At 58.2% G+C, this 16,163-nt stretch carries 17 protein-coding genes; 8 read left to right on the forward strand and 9 right to left on the reverse strand.

Annotated features, from left to right (window positions below):
- Positions 1-54: 54 nt before the first annotated feature.
- Positions 55-795 (forward strand): TlyA family RNA methyltransferase, encoded by a 741-nt coding sequence (locus HY29_RS01675; protein WP_034790853.1) that lies wholly within the window; start codon positions 55-57, stop codon positions 793-795.
- Here the strand turns inward: HY29_RS01675 and HY29_RS01680 are convergent.
- On the reverse strand, positions 789-1,553 hold the full coding sequence (locus HY29_RS01680) for a glycine zipper 2TM domain-containing protein (protein ID WP_034790855.1): 765 nt from the start codon (positions 1,551-1,553) through the stop codon (positions 789-791). The two genes, HY29_RS01675 and HY29_RS01680, sit on opposite strands and share 7 nt — an antisense overlap.
- A 119-nt stretch (positions 1,554-1,672) precedes the next feature.
- Between HY29_RS01680 and HY29_RS01685 the strand changes: the two genes are divergently transcribed.
- Together HY29_RS01685 and HY29_RS01690 are read left to right on the forward strand one after the other, a co-directional pair.
- Positions 1,673-2,740: a class I SAM-dependent methyltransferase gene (locus tag HY29_RS01685; RefSeq protein ID WP_034790859.1), complete on the forward strand. Its 1,068-nt coding sequence runs from the start codon at positions 1,673-1,675 to the stop codon at positions 2,738-2,740.
- Positions 2,741-2,900: 160 nt separating this feature from the next.
- Positions 2,901-3,071 (forward strand): hypothetical protein, encoded by a 171-nt coding sequence (locus HY29_RS01690; RefSeq protein WP_155838171.1) that lies wholly within the window; start codon positions 2,901-2,903, stop codon positions 3,069-3,071.
- 11 nt (positions 3,072-3,082) lie between these two features.
- On the opposite strand, the gene HY29_RS01695 is transcribed toward HY29_RS01690, so the two are convergent.
- The 3 genes from HY29_RS01695 to HY29_RS01705 all read right to left on the reverse strand — a co-directional run bounded on the left by HY29_RS01695 (position 3,083) and on the right by HY29_RS01705 (position 5,950).
- Positions 3,083-4,138 carry a hypothetical protein gene (locus tag HY29_RS01695; RefSeq protein ID WP_034790868.1) on the reverse strand — a complete coding sequence of 352 codons (1,056 nt, stop codon included), beginning with the start codon at positions 4,136-4,138 and terminating at the stop codon, positions 3,083-3,085.
- Between the two features lie 102 nt (positions 4,139-4,240).
- Positions 4,241-5,335 carry a chorismate synthase gene (gene aroC / locus HY29_RS01700; protein WP_034790912.1) on the reverse strand — a complete coding sequence of 365 codons (1,095 nt, stop codon included), beginning with the start codon at positions 5,333-5,335 and terminating at the stop codon, positions 4,241-4,243.
- 78 nt (positions 5,336-5,413) lie between these two features.
- Positions 5,414-5,950, reverse strand: coding sequence for a hypothetical protein (locus HY29_RS01705; RefSeq protein ID WP_155838172.1), 537 nt, complete (start codon positions 5,948-5,950; stop codon positions 5,414-5,416).
- A gap of 167 nt (positions 5,951-6,117) precedes the next feature.
- Between HY29_RS01705 and pdxH the strand changes: the two genes are divergently transcribed.
- Positions 6,118-6,783, forward strand: coding sequence for a pyridoxamine 5'-phosphate oxidase (gene pdxH / locus HY29_RS01710; RefSeq protein WP_422119908.1), 666 nt, complete (start codon positions 6,118-6,120; stop codon positions 6,781-6,783).
- A 41-nt stretch (positions 6,784-6,824) separates the two neighbouring features.
- On the opposite strand, the gene HY29_RS01715 is transcribed toward pdxH, so the two are convergent.
- Both HY29_RS01715 and HY29_RS01720 read right to left on the reverse strand, forming a co-directional pair.
- Complete coding sequence (locus HY29_RS01715; protein WP_034791073.1) at positions 6,825-7,274, reverse strand: glyoxalase superfamily protein; 450 nt, start codon at positions 7,272-7,274, stop codon at positions 6,825-6,827.
- A 200-nt stretch (positions 7,275-7,474) separates the two neighbouring features.
- On the reverse strand, positions 7,475-8,428 hold the full coding sequence (locus HY29_RS01720; RefSeq protein ID WP_034790916.1) for a glycerophosphodiester phosphodiesterase family protein: 954 nt from the start codon (positions 8,426-8,428) through the stop codon (positions 7,475-7,477).
- Between the two features lie 101 nt (positions 8,429-8,529).
- On the opposite strand from HY29_RS01720, the gene HY29_RS01725 reads away from it, so the two are divergent.
- Positions 8,530-10,155, forward strand: coding sequence for a long-chain-fatty-acid--CoA ligase (locus tag HY29_RS01725; RefSeq protein ID WP_034790917.1), 1,626 nt, complete (start codon positions 8,530-8,532; stop codon positions 10,153-10,155).
- Positions 10,156-10,322: 167 nt separating this feature from the next.
- On the forward strand, positions 10,323-11,195 hold the full coding sequence (locus HY29_RS01730) for a DUF1499 domain-containing protein (RefSeq protein WP_051601034.1): 873 nt from the start codon (positions 10,323-10,325) through the stop codon (positions 11,193-11,195).
- On the opposite strand, the gene HY29_RS01735 is transcribed toward HY29_RS01730, so the two are convergent.
- The 3 genes from HY29_RS01735 to HY29_RS01745 form a co-directional block, all read right to left on the reverse strand.
- Positions 11,192-12,424 (reverse strand): potassium/proton antiporter, encoded by a 1,233-nt coding sequence (locus HY29_RS01735; RefSeq protein WP_034790918.1) that lies wholly within the window; start codon positions 12,422-12,424, stop codon positions 11,192-11,194. The genes HY29_RS01730 and HY29_RS01735 overlap by 4 nt on opposite strands.
- A gap of 190 nt (positions 12,425-12,614) precedes the next feature.
- Positions 12,615-13,526, reverse strand: a complete 912-nt coding sequence (locus tag HY29_RS01740) for an ABC transporter permease subunit (RefSeq protein WP_034790919.1) — start codon at positions 13,524-13,526, stop codon at positions 12,615-12,617.
- Complete coding sequence (locus HY29_RS01745) at positions 13,526-14,497, reverse strand: ABC transporter permease (protein ID WP_277813008.1); 972 nt, start codon at positions 14,495-14,497, stop codon at positions 13,526-13,528. The genes HY29_RS01740 and HY29_RS01745 overlap by 1 nt, the downstream gene beginning before the upstream one ends.
- Before the next feature lie 134 nt (positions 14,498-14,631).
- On the opposite strand from HY29_RS01745, the gene HY29_RS01750 reads away from it, so the two are divergent.
- On the forward strand, positions 14,632-15,042 hold the full coding sequence (locus tag HY29_RS01750) for a protein tyrosine phosphatase family protein (protein ID WP_034790926.1): 411 nt from the start codon (positions 14,632-14,634) through the stop codon (positions 15,040-15,042).
- 138 nt (positions 15,043-15,180) lie between these two features.
- Complete coding sequence (locus tag HY29_RS01755) at positions 15,181-16,119, forward strand: ATP-grasp domain-containing protein (protein WP_034790928.1); 939 nt, start codon at positions 15,181-15,183, stop codon at positions 16,117-16,119.
- The last annotated feature ends 44 nt before the right edge of the window (positions 16,120-16,163 follow it).

Raw genomic sequence — 16,163 nt, forward strand, 5'->3', positions numbered from 1 at the left:
TTGCTTGCCTCTGATATAGGACATAACGCGAATGTTGCAGGAAGGCTCCAAACGGTGAAGGATCGCGCAGATAAAATCCTCGTAAGTCTTGGCTTTTTTGAAAGCCGGGCAAGTGCGCGTGCCGCAATTGAGGCAGGCCGTGTGACCGCCAATGGACTGCCCGTAACCAAGCCATCCCAAATGCTGTCTGGCGATGAGGATATTGAAGCGTCTGCGGCGCATCCGTATGTGTCGCGAGGTGGCTTGAAGCTGGCGCAGGGGCTGGACGTGTTCGGTGTTGACCCGTCCGGGCGGCGTTGTCTCGACATTGGCGCATCGACTGGTGGCTTTACCGATGTGCTGTTGCGGCGCGGGGCAGAACATGTCGTGGCGGTCGATGTCGGGAGGGAGCAGTTTCATGCGTCCCTGGCCGGAGATACCCGCGTCACCAGCCTTGAGGCGCAGGATGCCAGGACGCTGACGCCTGACATGTTGGGTGGCCCGCCAACTTTGCTGGTTTGCGATGCGAGCTTCATTTCTCTGGAGAAACTGCTGGAGGTGCCACTATCGCTGGCCGCGCGAGAAGCAGAGTTTGTCGGCCTCTTCAAACCGCAATTTCAGGTCGGCCGGGAGAATATCGGCAAGGGCGGCCTGGTAACGGATATTGAGGCCGCCGACCAGGCGGCCGAGAGGTTTGCTGAATGGATGACAGAAAAAGGCTGGCCCATCCGATCCTGGACAGCCAGCCCGATTTCAGGAGGCGACGGCAATGCCGAACGCCTGTTCCACGCGGTCAGGGCGCCAGCTGATCAATAGCCGTCATAGCCAGAGTCATTATAGCCATCGTAATCGTCATATCCGGTTGAGCCGTCTTCTATCACCCATGTGCCATCATATGGATCGCGACAGGTCGTGACCGGATCGCGGATGATGCGGCCATCCGGAAGACGGGTCTCACGGGTGATTGTCTGGCATTCGCGCGCATCCGTCTGCGGCTGAGGATATGACGGGTAGGCAGGCCCGGGCCGGGTTGAGGCTGGATAGGTGCGACTCGGCGGGGGTGTGTTCGGATAGGCAGGATAGCTGCCTGCGCTCTGCGGGCCGCCGTAAAGCCCATCAGTTGTGCGCGGGATTGCGCCCTGTGGGTATCTGCCTGTCTGGTAATTGTAGGGCGTGGCCACCGCGCAGGGTTTGCTGGTACTGCCAGCCATGGAGTTGCCGGCAATACCACCGATCACCGCGCCCAGAATGGCGCCTGTGGCAACCTCATCGGAATTGCCGTTACCATGATAATAGCCGCGATGCCGACGGTGACCGCGATAGCCCCTGCGTCCGCGATGCCAATGCTTGTCACCATCTTCGACATTGTTGCCGATGGCTCCACCAATCAGTGCGCCCCCAATGGCCCCGATGACCGTACCGGCGACCTTGTCATCCTTGCGCTGCTGCTCGCAGGCTGTGTTGCGTGCAGGCGCATTGTAGCCATATCCGTAGGCGCCTTGCGCCGCTGCCGTTGCAGGTATGGCGAGGGTTAACAATCCAAGCGCCCCAATCACCAGAGAGTGTTTCTTCATCGCATTACTCCTTGTTGCGGTCGTAATGCCGCGAGTCTCACTTGCGCAATGTGACGGCCCCAAGCTGAACAAGAGCTGAAGGCTGGACGTTGGTCCCGCCGCGCCACATATTCAGAGGCATGAGCCTGTTTGATCTTGCAACGCGGACAGCTGGACGCGCCCGGTATGCGGCCGCGCAAGGGCTGCGTTCTGCCTGGTATGGCGTGCAGATGCGGGCGGTCCGGCAGCAGACCGGCGGGCTGAGCCGACCGGGTGAGCCCGCTTTTCAGCCGAGCCGCGGCAAGCCGGACATGGCGGTGCTTCGGCGTGCGTATTTCCAATTGTTCCTGCAGGACCGGCTCAATGTGGAAAGAGGACTGTATCCTGCGCCGAAGGATGTGCGCCTGAAGGATCTTCCCCGCGCCTTGCAATCAGCCCGTGCTTTCCGGGAGGATGCCAGTGAGGTGGACCGTCGGCGTGTGACGCGCGACGGCACCGAGATCCGCCAGCAGGTAACGGACGGCCATAATCGTTATCCCGACTATTACCTCCAGAACTTCCACTACCAGTCCGGCGGCTGGTTCACCGAAGACAGCGCAGACCTTTATGATACACAGGTAGAGGCGCTGTTCACAGGCACCGCCGATGCCATGCGACGCGCGGCGCTGGCAGAGATCTCGCGGGAACTGAAGGGCAGGGACCAGCGCGGTGTTCGCCTGCTTGATATGGCGTGCGGCAATGGCCGGTTTCTGTCGCAGGTGATGCAGGTTTATCCGCGTCTCAGGGCGTCAGGTCTGGACCTGTCGCCGAGCTATACCGAGGCGGCGGGAGTACGGCTGAACCGCTGGCCGCATGTGGACATCCTGCATGAGGCGGCAGAGGCCATGCCATTGGAAGACGATAGTCTCGACATGGTGGTGTCGATCTTCCTGTTTCATGAACTGCCCGCTGATGTGCGGCCGAAGGTTCTGGCGGAAGTGGCGCGTATCCTGAAGCCCGGCGGGCTCTTTATTCTGGCCGATAGCGTCCAGTTTGGGGATTATCCGGAGATGGATGGCTTGCTGGAATACTTTCCGCACGGCTTTCATGAGCCATATTATGCGGAATACCTCTCCTGGGATGCCGCAAAGGCGTGCGACCATGTCGGCCTTCTGCCTGAAAGACAGGCGCTGGCATTCCTGACAAAAGTCAGCACCTATCGAAAATAGGTATAAATCCTTATTTTTCAGGGAATTAAGTTCCCCGCGCCATCAGGGTTAAGCCCCGATGAAAAAAATTTGATTTGCAAGCGCGGAACATGACAGTAATATGACAGTTAGATTACAGTCGCATGACAGTAATTTTCACCAGGAAAAGGAGGAGGCTCTCATGGCTGTCCTAGATCACAATGATAATCATGTTTCCTGGCTGGCGCACAAGGATATCGCCCAAAATGAGGCTGTCCTTAGTGTGTTGAGGGGAACCATGTTGGTTTTGGCTGGCGTTGTCGGTGTGAGCCTTTCAATTGCGCTCGACCCGATCGTGAACATTTTCGCATAAGCTGCGTAAGTTTAGAAACTGGGTAGTTTCCCTGTGCCGAGCAGCGGCATGGCGAAAGCCAGGATTATCGAAATAATGAGGCCGAGGAAGGCACGTCCGGCATCGCCGAGAACGTCTTTCACGGCCTCATTCTTATCGCGCAGGTGCGCGACATAGGAAATTGCCAGCTCGCGACCCGCCAGCAGGCCCAGGAACACCCAGGTCGTGCTCATCGGCACATTGCTGACTTCCTTGAAGATAAACAGAATAATCCCGTAAATCAGGTCCACAATCGTCGCGGCGCGTACGTCCACAGTGTTGATCTTGCGCTCAACGATACGCTGGATCTGGCCGCCCTTGGTCGCGAAGATATAGGCTTGGATGGCGATCAAAAGGATGGCGCCGAAGATCACATAGCCGAATGCGAAGCTGACATGGGTCTCACCATTCACGACAGTAACTTCGCGCGGCAGGTAAACGAAGATGTTCGCCAGATCCTGCATCAGCCATTGCGACCACAGAAAGGTCGTCGTCAGCCACTGAAAGGTCACCCAGTACGGCCAGGGCATCTCGTCCCGCGTATGGTAGACCCAACGCTCGAATGTGCGTGAGATGACGACCCATAGCGCGATGCCACATCCAAAGGCGACCACATAGCCCATCGCGGACTTGATGATCATTTTCTCCAGGATGCCGTCACTGGCTGAGCCACCGGACAGGGCAAACAGGGTCAGCACGAGGAAGGTGGTGGAAACCGGAATGCCCCAGCGCGTTAGCAGCAGCAGAACCAGGGGGGGCAGGGCATGCCACCACTGGATATTCGGCATTAGCAGGCCGCTGCGGTCGCCTTCTCCAGGTAGTACAGACAGCTTGTCCAGACGATCATAGGCAACGTCGCCGTGACCATGGAAGTAACCATAGAACAAAACAACCAGTAGAATGGCACTGGCAAAAAGCCAGAGAACCCACCAAGGGCGCTTTGAGTTCGATGATAGAAATGTCCCGAGGGTCTGGATCGAGTCGTTTGCGACCACGGCATATGATGCCAAGACGAAGCCTATGACCCCGAAAATTTCAACGCCACCCATGCCAGTCACCTACTGTTCGTTCAATTCCGAACCCCGTTAGCAGGTTCGGTCTGAGTTGCCGATACCAGGTATGTGAAGATACTGTGACACTCCCACTCTCGCTCATCGGCCGGTTTGACCCCTGTGCCTCAGCTTTGCATCCGCCAGTACGCAGGCCATCATGGCCTCGGCGACGGGTACGGCGCGTATGCCTACACAGGGATCATGACGTCCAATCGTGCGCACGTCCACTTCCTCCCCATCGCGGGTAATGCTCTCGACGGGTGTCAGAATTGAAGACGTCGGCTTGATGGCAACGCGCACAACCAGCGGCTGACCGGTCGACAGGCCGCCCGCAACACCGCCATTATTGTTTGCTCCGAAAACGGGTTTACCCTCTTCGCCCATGCGCATGCGGTCTGCGTTTTCCTCGCCAGACATAGCGGCGGCGGCAAAGCCTGCGCCGATTTCAACACCTTTCGCGGCATTGATTCCCATCATGGCGCTGGCGAGTTCGGAATCCAGTTTTCCGTAGATCGGCGCGCCCCAGCCTGCCGGAAGACCGCTTGCCTGGATCTCGACGATTGCCCCGGTGGAACTTCCCGCCTTGCGGGTCGTGTCCAGAAACTCTTCCCAGACGGGCACCATGTCCGGGTCCGGGCACCAGAAAGGGTTTGATTCCGTTGTGCTCCAGTCAAGGCGCGCACGATCAACCGCATGCGGGCCGATCTGAACCACGGCGCCGCGAATCTGGATGTCTTTACCAAGAACCTGGCGTGCTACAGCGCCAGCCGCCACGCGTGCAGCGGTTTCCCGAGCAGAGGAACGTCCGCCCCCGCGATAGTCGCGCACACCATATTTCTGATCATAGGTATAGTCGGCATGGCCGGGGCGGTACCGGTCGCGGATTTCGCGGTAATCCTTGGAGCGTTGATCGGTATTCTCGATCATAAGGGAGATGGGCGTGCCGGTGGTGACCGGGCCATCTGTACGGTCATCCTCGAACACCCCGGACAGGATCTTCACCTGATCAGGCTCTTGCCTCTGCGTGACAAAGCGGGACGTGCCAGGGCGGCGCTTGTCCAGGAATTGCTGGATGAAGGCTGCGTCGAGAGGCAGGCCGGGGGGGCAGCCATCGACGACACAGCCGAGCGCGGGCCCATGACTTTCACCCCAAGTGGTGACGCGGAAGAGATGACCGAACGTGTTATGCGACATGACATGCCTTCAAGCGCAAATGCTGCTCTTTGAACAGCCCTGACTTTATCCCGGCTGATGCCAAATCGTTCCGAAGACTTATTTGACGCGCTTGATCTTGAAGTCCTGGTAGGACTTGTCTTCGAATTCAAACCATGGAGAGCCGTAGAAGGATTTCCAGATCCGGCCTTTGGCGGGCAGGCTATCGGGTTCATCAATGCGTTCGATAACGACCTGGCTCCAAAGCTGACCATTATCTAGTCGGATGAAATAGCGGCCGGCATTGTTCTGGAAGACTTTCACGACAGTCACTTCCAATTCTTCGTCGCGCTGGTCTTTCTTTTCCTTCTTCTTCTTTTCGCGCTTCACTTGTTTCTTGTCAGCGCTGGGGTCAATGCGGGCCCATTGCGGCAAGGCGCGTTCCGGGTCTGCAGCAAGAGCGGCTTCTGCGGCTTTTACAGACTCGACCTGCTTTTCCAGAGCAACGGTTGCCTCGTCATAGCAGGCAAGGCGAGCTTCTGCTGCCTCGATTTCCCTGCAGTCGACAATATTGCTGGTCGTTTCAGAAATTTCTTGAGCTACAGCTGGCATTGCGCTCATTGCGGCAACGAATGCCAGCACTGTCAGGTATTTCATTTCGAACTCCATATCCCCATCACAAGTCACATCGAGGGTGATTTTCTCATTCTTAGCGGGGAAGCGATAAGTCTGCCAGCCGGAAGGTGTGGACGGGCTCAGGACAGGCACGTATGTCAGGGGCGAAACCGGCCTGATAAGTAGCCCGTGTTTGCAAGCAGGAGATCATTCGGATGAGTTCATCTGTCATACCGCCCAGCCCGAGCGCCGCAGAGTATGCGACAGACCCGACGGGCAAGCCCCTGATCCCTGATACTCAGGACCCGATCGCCCTGTTTCAGGCCTGGATGGCCGAAGCCCGCGAGAAGGAGCTGAACGATTCCAATGCAATGTCACTTGCCACCGTGGATGCTTCCGGCATGCCGGATGTACGCATCGTACTGCTTAAGGAAGTGACGCCCGCAGGCTTTGTGTTCTTTACCAATCTGGAAAGTGCCAAGGGCCAGCAGCTTGCCAATACCGCCAAGGCGGCGCTTGGCTTCCACTGGAAAAGCCTGCGCCGCCAGGTGCGCATCCGTGGCACGGTAGAGCAGGTGACTGAGGCTGAAGCCGACGCATATTTTGCCACCCGAGCGGCTCAGAGCCGGATTAGCGCGATTGCCTCCGATCAGTCCCGCCCTCTGGAAGACCGGGCTGCATTTGAACAACGCGTCGCCGAATTGTCAGAGATTTATGGCGACGGACCGGATATCCCGCGCCCTGAATTCTGGGGAGGCTTCCGGGTGACACCGGCCGAGATCGAATTCTGGCAGGATCAGGCCTTCCGCATGCATGATCGTGTGAAGTTTACACGGGATGGAGAGGGCTGGACCAAGGGCAGGCTCTACCCCTGATCCATTATGGCTGAGTCGGCCCCTTGGAAGGGACCGGCGCTTCAGACAATGCCATTCAGCACGTCCCGCAGGACAAGATGCGGATGACCGTCACTTGTCTTGCCCCAGGAGATGCCATTGGCGTCCAATGTGGCCGTAACGCGCTGGCGCAGGGCAGAAAAGCTGTCGAATTCCACCACATCGACAGGCGTGTCGAAGTGCAGGGTAACTTCATAGCCCATACCGCCCGCCAGTTCGCGGATGGCGTGGACGCGGCCTTCAAAGGCTTGTTTCAGGTACAGTCCGCTGACCCGGTCGCCCAATTGGCAGGGCGCTTCCGGTTTGTTCGAGAGGCGCGCCGAGGCGGTGTTCCAGTCCCGATAGCCGAGCTCGGCCGCGACCTGCTCAAGAGCTTTCGAATGGGACAGGGAGGTACCTGCAGCAGCGGCTTCCGCCCGCAATTGCTTCGCACGGGCCTTCGCCCCGTCACGCGTCATGATATTTAGCGACATGATGAGGATCCTTTCGTCTTCATCCAATCGCGGTCTTGTTCTGCGGGGCTCGCCTTGCCGCTGGACCGCTGTGGAGAAAGCGTCAGCATCCTTTTTGAACAGCCGTTTCGGGCGGCTGTGAGCGCTTCACCGACGGGATATCCCGGCGAGCGGCAGGTGGCTCAAACCTGCGCGCCAAATACGACTGAACTGGGCAAAGGTCAACGTTCGCAGGCGGAGCGGGCCATGTCATCAGACGTCATGGCCTCGGCGGCATCCAGAGGGCGGTCTGTGGCCAGCATGACAAGGCCCTTATCGGCGAGGTCCTGATATTCCGAGCCATTGCCGTCTGCCATGTATTGGTCATCAAGACGCTCTCCCGCGCGCCCAAGTGTTCCGAAGGCGGACTCCACATCATTGAGGGCGTTGCGATGCCATGCGGCGTCATCTGGCCGGTCGGTGCCTGTCCAGCCGATCAGATGCTCAGGATCAACGCCGCGGTCTTCGAGCGCAGCGATGTCACGTCCCCCGCGCACCGAAGCGGTCATCATGAAGTCGCGGTCGATAGAGGCGATCTCGGCGGCTTCGTCATCGGTGTAGGAGATGAAGATGACATTCTGCGCGGCATCGGCGGCATACACCGCTTTGGCAATGTTGCCGAAGCTGGTGGTCTTCTTGCGGTCGAGCTCGAGGATCGCGCCGGTTTCTTTTGCCCAGAGCAGGGCATCGGTCAGTTTGGGTGGGGAGAAGTCTGTCTGCTGGCCGTCATTGTCGACCAGTTTGAGGCCGGACATATTGCTCCAGCTGATATCGGAAACGTAACCACGCCCCGTGCTTGTGCGGTTCAGCCGGTCATCATGCATCAGGGTCAGCACGCCGTCGCGCGTCTCGGCGATATCGATTTCGAAGACGCGGACACCATGGTCGAAATTGTATTGCATGGTCTCGATTGCGTTTTCGGGATAGCCTGTGGCTGGGCCCCCACGGTGGGCGGCAATGACGACGCCTTTATTCTCGCGCAGGCAATCGAAATAGGCGGGAAGGGGCATGCGCCGGACCTGCGCGTTTTCCGTGCCTTTCGTGTTTTGAGAGGATGAACCGCTATTCTCGGTGTCTACGGGACCACAGCCCGCCAGCAGCAGAAGGGCCGGAAGTAGGATTGCAAAATATTTCATACAAGCAGTTCCTGTTCTTGCACTGCCGCAGCGGCACGAATAAACGAGTTCTAATTCAAGCTATTATTGCTTGATATCATTTTGTCTACGGGAGGACAGCGATGCTGGGCATCATGCAGGATTGGCCGCTGACGGTTAACAAGATTCTTGAACACGCCAATCGGATCAATCCGACGCGCGAGATCATTACGCGCCGTGTCGAGGGCAATATTTCCAGGACGACTTATGCCGAGCTGTTCACCATGTCCAAACAGGTCTCCAATGCCCTGAAGGATCATGGCATTGGCATGAGCGACCGGGTTGCGACACTGGGCTGGAACTCTGAGCGTCATATGGCCTCTTGGTATGGTGCTATGGGGATTGGCGCTGTGCTTCACACAATCAATCCGCGTCTGCACCCCGAGCAGATCGCCTGGATTGCCAATCACGCCGAAGACAAGGTGCTGATCTTTGACAAAACCTTCCTGCCGATCGTCGAAGCGATCAAGGACCATCTGGAAACGGTGAAGACTTTCGTCATCTATGCGGATGCCGACACGATGCCGGAAAACTCTCTCGGCGCGATCCCGTTCGACATCTGGATTGATGGCCGCTCTGACGAGTGCCGCTGGGGCGACTTCCCGGAAGATACCGCCTGTGGCCTTTGCTATACATCCGGCACGACGGGCAATCCGAAGGGCGTTTTGTATTCGCACCGCTCGAATGTGCTGCACACCATGATCACGATGCAGAAAGATGCCATCGGCATGGGCGCAAATGATGTTGTGCTGCCGGTGGTGCCGATGTTCCACGCCAATGCCTGGGGGCTGGCTCTGTCCTGCCCGGCAACAGGTGCGAACATGGTGATGCCCGGCGCGCAAATGGATGGCGCGTCCATCTATGAGCTGCTGGACACTGAGAAGGTGACCATCACAGCCGCCGTGCCGACCGTCTGGTTGATGCTGCTCAACCACTTGCAGGAGAACAATCTCAAACTGCCGCACCTGAACAAGGTGATCATTGGCGGGTCTGCCGTGCCGGAGAAAATCCTACGCGCGTTTGAGGAAGATTATGAGGTGGACGTGGTCCATGCCTGGGGCATGACCGAGACCTCTCCGCTTGGTACGCTTGGTACGCTGCCGCCGCACATGCTGGATGCGCCAATCGAAGAGCGTCTCGAGCAGAAGCTGAAGCAGGGCCGTCCGCCATTCGGCGTCGAACTGAAGATTGTTGACGATGAAGGCAATGACCTGCCGAATGATGGCGACACAACCGGTCGCCTGATGGTGCGCGGCGCAGCCATTGCGGCCGGCTACTTCAAAGGCGTCGGCGGCAATGTGCTGGACGATAATGGCTTCTTCGATACCGGCGACGTGGCGCACATTGATGAATATGGCACGATGACCATCACTGATCGCGCCAAGGATGTGATCAAGTCAGGGGGGGAGTGGATCTCTTCCATCGACATCGAAAATATTGCCGTTGGCCATCCGAAAGTGGCTAACGCCGCAGCGATTGGCATCTATCACCCGAAATGGGATGAGCGCCCGCTGCTGGTGGTTCAGCCCGCACAGGGCGAAAATCCGACCAAGGAAGAGGTGCTGGCTCAACTGGACGGCAAGATCGCCAAATGGTGGACGCCGGATGATGTTGTCTTCGTCAGCGAAATTCCGCTGGGTGCCACAGGCAAGATCAACAAGCTGGCTCTGCGTGAGCAGTTCAAGGACTATAAACTGCCAACGGCTTGAGGCTTTCGAGCCGTATTTCGACCAGAATAAGGGCGGCGGTCCGAATGTGGCCGCCGTTCCCGTTTTTGCCAGACATGCAAACGGATTTGTGATTGCATGGTACTGGCCCATAAGGGGGGAGTGACCTATGTCTTTCCCTCAAAGGGCTTGAAGGGAAGGTGCACGACATGAGTTCAGTGGACACAACGCAGGATGCCGGTTGGCGCGGCACCGTGGCGAGAGCCTCTCTGGGTCTGTCGATCTTTGCCGTTCTCTGGTTCGTTATCGCGGCAGTAGGTGCGCGGTTTGGTGCCTGGAGCTGGCAGTTCGGCCTGGGCACAATGACACTGAACTGGGGCTTGAAGCTGATCTTCCTGGCGCTGGGTGTGTCTGTCATCGCCATGGTCCTGTCGCTGATCAAGGCGCCGCGCAAGCGAGCCTTTATCCTGTCCCTAGCGGCCTTGCTGGTTGCTGGTCTCAGCTTCGGCCGGGTTGCGGCCTTTGGCGGGCAGGCGACACGTCTTCCGCCAATCCATGACGTGCAGACTGACTGGTCAGATCCTATCGAGCCCAGCCCGAAACTGCTGGCGGAACGCAAGGCCGATGGCGCCATGAACCCGATCGAGGATGCGCCTGTGGTGCCAGAGTCCGCAGAAGGCCGCTGGCCCGGAACGCCGGGACGGCTTGTGTCCGAGGTTCAGGAAGAGGCCGAATTCCGCCCGGAAGAGCAGGACTCTCCAAAAGTTGCCCCATATCCAAAGCTTGCAACGTATGAAGCCCCGGTTGCGCAGCCTGATGCCTTCGCCACGATCGTCGAACTGATAAAGGATCGCGGCTGGAAGATCGTGACGGCCGATGCCGCAGAAGGCCGTATCGAGGCGACCGAGACCAGCTTCTGGTTTGGCTTCAAGGATGACGTGATGATCCGCGTGCTTCCGATGGAAGCGGGGGGGAGCCGTATCGATATCCGCTCGACCAGCCGGGTTGGCTTGTCAGATCTTGGTGCAAACGCAAAGCGCGTGCGTAACTTGCTGGACGATATTGAAGTGGCGCTGCACTAGGCCGGACTGTTCTCGGCTTGGGCTTTCTTTTCAGCGACAGGCTGCTTTTCCGGTTGCAGGCCCAGCAGCTTGGCCGCAGGCGCTATGGTCCAGCCTTGTACCGTCAGCGACACGGCAACGATTACAAAGACGACGTTGAAAAACCCGACGGATATCGGTCCCGGCGATATGACCGGATAGATGGCCAGCAGCACGGGCACCGCGCCGCGCAGACCGACCCAGCTGAGGAAGACATTTTCCTTCATCGTGAAGCCCATCCAGCCCACACTTGCGAAGACGGCGATGGGGCGGGCCACCAGCATCAGCACGGCGGCGCAACCCAGGGCAGGCCAGAAGCCATGCATTAGCGCACTTGGCGTGACCAGCAGGCCGAGCATCAGGAAAAGCACCATCTGGCAGAGCCACTGAAAGGCCTCGTTGAAATCCAGAATGCGATCAATCGGACGGTGAAGGCGCGCCTTGAGGGTAAAGCCGGCAAGATAGGCTGCCAGGAAGCCACTGCCGCCCAGCAGGCTGACGCCCGCAAATATCACCATCGCTCCGGTCAGCGACATGACGGGATAGGTTCCTAGCGGCAGAAAGAGCTTATCCAGGATCAGCGCCAGAAGACGCCCGCCAAGAATGCCGCCCACCAATCCAATGCCCGCCTGCTTCAGCAGAAAGATGCTGAGTGAGAGGAGGTCTCCGGTAACATCCTGTTGCACAGAGGCAACCAGGGTGGTGAGCGAGACGGTCAGGAAGATGGCCATTGGATCATTCAGCCCGGATTCCAGAAGCAGGGCGTCTTTCAGCCGCTGGCGTAGGGCGATGCCGCTTTGCTGCACCAGCAAAAAGGTAGCGGCGGCATCTGTCGAGGCAACGGTGGCGCCCAGCAGCAGGCCGACCAGCCATGGCACATCCAGCAGAACGCAGCTGGCGATGCCGGTAATCGCAGCTGTGATCAGTACACCAATGGTTGCTAGGCTGGTGGCGGGGGCGCCGGCATTGCGGAAAATGGCGCGATTGGCTTCCAGGCCGCCTGCAAACAGGATGACGGCGAGTGCGATGCTGCCCAGATCAAAGGCCAGTCCAAAATTGTTGAACAGGATACCGCCCGGGCCGTCTTCACCCAGGAACATGCCGATGATGAGTGCGATGAGGAGGAAAGGCGCCCCGGCACGGCGGGCCAGGGGCATCATGGCGAAACCGCCAAAGATGATCAGGCTGCAGAAAAATACGAACAGCTCCAACCGTACGCGTCCTCTCGTCTCGAATTTCGTATGTTTTGCAGATAGTTATGCCACACACATGAGTGCAAGGCGCGAAGACGCAATCATATAGTCATGTCGTCATATAAAGCAGTCAGGGCGCGTGACTGTGTGAAGCTCAGTCGCCCTAAGTATTTGCTTTGTATGTGTATGCTCTTGATGTGGTTGAGGCTTACCGGTCTTTCGGGTCCAGCGCGTCGCGCAGGCCGTCGCCAATGAAGTTCAGGCAGAGCAGGGTAACCGCCATGGTGATGGCGGGCGCGAGCAGCATCCAGGGTTTTTCTTCCATCCGGTCCGCGCCATCAGAAATCAGCACGCCCAGAGAGGTCAGCGGTTCGTTCACGCCGAGGCCAAGAAAGGACAGGAAGCTTTCAGCCAGGATCACCACGGGAATGGTCAGCGTCACATAGACGGCAACGGGACCGATCACGTTTGGCAGGATGTGGCGGATGATAATGTCCCGGCGGTTCACGCCGGACGCCCGGGCGGCCTCGATAAATTCCTTGCCCTTGATGGCCAGGGTCTGCCCGCGCACGATCCGCGCCATGGTCAGCCATTCGATGGCACCGATAGCGGCGAAGATGAGCACGATGTTGCGCTCGAACACGGTCAGCAACAGGATCACAAAGAAGATGAACGGCAGGGCGTAGAGTACGTCCACGATCCGCATCATGAAATTGTCGATGCGGCCGCCGAGATAGCCTGCGGTGGCCCCCCAGCTGACACCAATGACGAGACTGACGGCGGTTGCCACGATGCCGACCATCAGAGAGATGCGCAGGCCGATCATGAGACGTGCCAGCAAGTCTCGGCCCTGCAGGTCTGTTCCCAGCGGGTGCATGCCGTCAAAGGTGGGGGCAATCATGCGCAGGTCAGAAATCGTGCGATAATCATGCACCCAGACCATAGGCCCGAAGACGGCGATAACCACCAGCACGCCAAGGATCCACATGGAAATCACGGCCGCGCGGTTACGCAGCAGGCGTGTGCGGGCGTCTTCCCAGAGAGAGCGTCCGCCGACGATGGCTTTTTCAACTGGCTCGATACGGCCCGTCGGGTCGAGAAGGGGATCCACGTCTGTCATCAGTCGTATTTCACTTTCGGATCGAGCATTGCGTAAAGAATGTCCGCAACGAGGTTCAGAATGACGATGAAGCCCGCATAGACAATGATGGCCCCCATCACGAGGGTGTAGTCCCGGTTCAGGGCGCCATCGACAAAATATGAGCCAAGCCCTGGCAGGCCGAAGATTTTCTCAATCACCACAGAGCCGGTCATGACACGCGCCATGGCCGGGCCGGCATAGGAAATCAGGGGCAGAAGGGCGGCAGGAAGCGCGTGACGTGCAATTACCTGTCGTTCCGACAGGCCTTTGGAGCGGGCGGTACGAATATGGTTGGAGCGCATGGTCTCAATGATGGAGGCGCGCATCAGGCGTGAAATGATCGCGATCTGTGGCAAGGCCAGCGTGACGACCGGAAGGGTCATATTGTGCCAGCTCATGCCGATATTGGGATAGGTGCCGAGGCCGCCTACGGCAAAGATGCCGGCGCCAAGGGCGAAGATGAGGATCAGAATGGGGCCTGTCACAAAGGTAGGAATGGAAATCCCGGCCATGGCCAGCCCCATCACACTGTAGTCTGCCGCTGTGTTTTGCCTGAGCCCCGCGAATACGCCGAGGAAGGTGCCCACGGTAATGCCCAATATCATCGCCAGAACACCAATGGTGAGCGATAGGGGCAGGCCGTCGGCGATGAGATCATTCACGCTTTTGCCGAGTGTCTTGTAGGAGGGGCCGAAATCCCCGGTCAGGACGCCGCCGACATAGTTGAAATATTGCTCATATAGCGGCTTGTCGAAGCCAAATTTGGCGGCCACGGCAGCTTCGGTGGCTGGCGGCAGCTTTCGTTCTCCGTCGAACGGACCGCCCGGCGCGGCGCGCATCATGAAGAAGGCCATGGTGATGATGGCCAGCATAGTTGGGATCGCTATCAGCAGCCGCCTGAATGTATAAGCCCAAGGAATACGGCTAAAGGCTCTCTGCAGTGTCGACACGTTATCTGCTATTCCATTGCTGTTGAAAGGAATTCCCGGAGCGACCGACACCAACGCTTGGCAGATCGCATCACAATCCTTAGCTTGTAGACGCAGCCGATCAAGACGGCAGACTCAGGCAGGGACTATTCAATATGGCTGATATTCGCCGCGTAACGGACGCTTTTGCCGTTGCCCCCCAGATTTCAGAGGAAGATGTCGCAGAAATTGCTGCGGCCGGATTCAAGACGATTGTCGTGAACAGGCCTGATGGGGAAGGAGGCGTTGACCAGCCCAGAATGGGCCCTATCCGCGCCAAAGCCGAATCACTGGGCCTGGCATTTGCCGCTTTGCCTTTCTCTGGCGCACCGACGCCTGAAATCGTTGAACGCATGAGCAATATCCTGAATGAGGCACCGCAGCCTGTCCTGGCCTATTGCCGCACAGGCACACGCTGCATCACGGCTTGGGCGCTGACACATGCGGGGCAGGGCACGTCGCGCGAAATCATCGACGCTGCAGCAGATGCGGGCTATGATCTTTCTAGCCTCGAAAGCCTGCTATAGGGGTTGCCATACACTACGTTGTGAGCAATTATTCACATTGTCGCCGCATTAAGTGTGTTGTCAGGTGTCTAGCCGCGTGCCAAGCGATTTGCGGGAGAGCGCGGGTTTAACGCCTTTGGCGCAACAGGAGTGGATAGGATGAGCGATCGTCTCTGGATCACCGATTTCAAATATGATGATCGGGCCGTGCTTGTAAAAAAGACGGGTCATCGGATTCCGCTGACTTTTTCTTTGCTGCACGACGTATTTACGTGGTTCTGCTTCTATTTCTTTGCCCAGACTTGGCGCACGTCGCGCCGTGTTACGGGCCATAAACGTCCGACAATCGCGTTTTATCCGGACAAGCCGCGTCCCTGGTATTTTATCTGGCCGGTCATGCATGTCTCCGGGGCCAAGCTCATCGATGATGTCGCGACGGCTGATATTGTCATGCAATTTGACGATTCCACTGAAACAGACAATTCCATACCAACCGTAAGAGACGGTGCCATTCTGGTGAATTTCGACTGCGATGACATTTCGAAATCCACTGTCGCGGCGGCTTTCGAGCGGGCATCCGGCTATTCCCTGAGCGTGGACCCGACCACTCATGCCGGGCGCATGGTCGAGAAATCAGAGCTGAACGCAGCCCATGATGGCCGCATCTTGGAAGGCCCGCTCGACGAGCCGGTTCCCGGCAAGACCTACCAGCGCCTTGTCGACAATGAGATTGAAGGCGGTCTGGTCGAGGATCTGCGTTGCTGCATCGTGAATGGCTCGCCGACCGTCGTCTTCCGCAAGCGTCGGCCGCTGGAGCGCCGATTCCTGAATGAGAATGTCGAAGTTTTGCTCGATGAGCCGCGTAATTGCTACACGGCCGATGAAATTCAGGTGATTGAGCGGTTTGCTGCCGAAATCGGTCTGGACTGGGGCGGCGTAGACGTCTTACGTGATCGGATGACCGGACGAATCTACATCGTCGATGCGAACAAGACGGATATGGGCCCGCCTGTGGCCCTGAAGCTTGCCTCCAAGCTCCGTGCCACACGCCGCATGGCGCAGGCCTTTGCCGTCGCTTTTGCACCGAAGAAACGCTGATTCCTCCGGCACGTTATGAAAACGCTGCAAGAGATTTAGACGTC

The organism is Hyphomonas beringensis (assembly GCF_000682755.1).
In the GTDB taxonomy this organism is placed as follows: Bacteria; Pseudomonadota; Alphaproteobacteria; order Caulobacterales; family Hyphomonadaceae; genus Hyphomonas; species Hyphomonas beringensis.